Origin of the sequence: Clostridium tarantellae (genome assembly GCF_009295725.1) — a bacterium.
Classification (GTDB): Bacteria; Bacillota; Clostridia; order Clostridiales; family Clostridiaceae; genus Sarcina; species Sarcina tarantellae.
Map to the genome: position 1 here is coordinate 1 of NZ_WHJC01000571.1, position 794 is coordinate 794.

At 18.8% G+C, this 794-nt stretch carries 2 protein-coding genes; both read left to right on the forward strand.

Annotation, left to right across the window (positions count from 1 at the left end):
- The coding region (locus GBZ86_RS17545; protein ID WP_207707483.1) for a hypothetical protein at positions 1-468 on the forward strand (468 nt) is incomplete at its 5' end.
- Positions 469-613: 145 nt separating this feature from the next.
- On the forward strand, positions 614-781 hold the full coding sequence (locus tag GBZ86_RS17550; RefSeq protein WP_170272314.1) for a hypothetical protein: 168 nt from the start codon (positions 614-616) through the stop codon (positions 779-781).
- Positions 782-794 lie beyond the last annotated feature (13 nt).

The window sequence follows — 794 nt, forward strand, 5'->3', positions numbered from 1 at the left end:
GCATTAATGATATTAACTTTAATAATTTTTATAATAATATTTTTAGTAAAATTAATTTTAAAAAGGAAAGATTACTTTTGGAGGGATTTAAGCATAGTAATAAAAGAAGAAAGTAAATATTATAATACAATTAATATGAATTGGGAAATTAATTTACAAAGGGAATATGAAGAGCTTTATTATACAGATAGTGGTCCAACTTTTAATGGGCATGGTGAAAGATACTTTGTATTTAAATATGAAACTTTAGATGAAATTAATAATAGCTTAGAGTGGAAAGTTAAAAATGATGATATGCAAGTTAATGTAACTAAAATATTAGAAATATTGAAAGTACCAAATGAATATTATCCAAATTATAATAATAATTTTAAATATTATTATAAGATAAAAAAAGATAATTCTAAAATATATGTTATTTTAGACAGTAGTTTAAAGAAACTTTATATAACAGAACAAATTCTTTAATAAAAAATTAAAACTAAAGATGTTAATAAATTTAAACATGATAGCACTAATAAAATATATGTATGAAACTATGATATTATTGGGTTTTGTAGTATAATTTTTATAAAAGTTTAACTTTTAATATTACAAAAGAGGAGATATAATCATGGAGTTTAATTTAATAAAATTACTTTTTACTTTAATTAATATAGGACTTTTCATTGCTATAATAGTAGGAATAGTTACAGGTATAAAAAAAATTAGATATTTTACCAAGGAAACAAAAGAAATATCTAAAAAAGTAGATTGTATTTTAAAAAAATTAGAAGATTAAAATTAAAAGATAC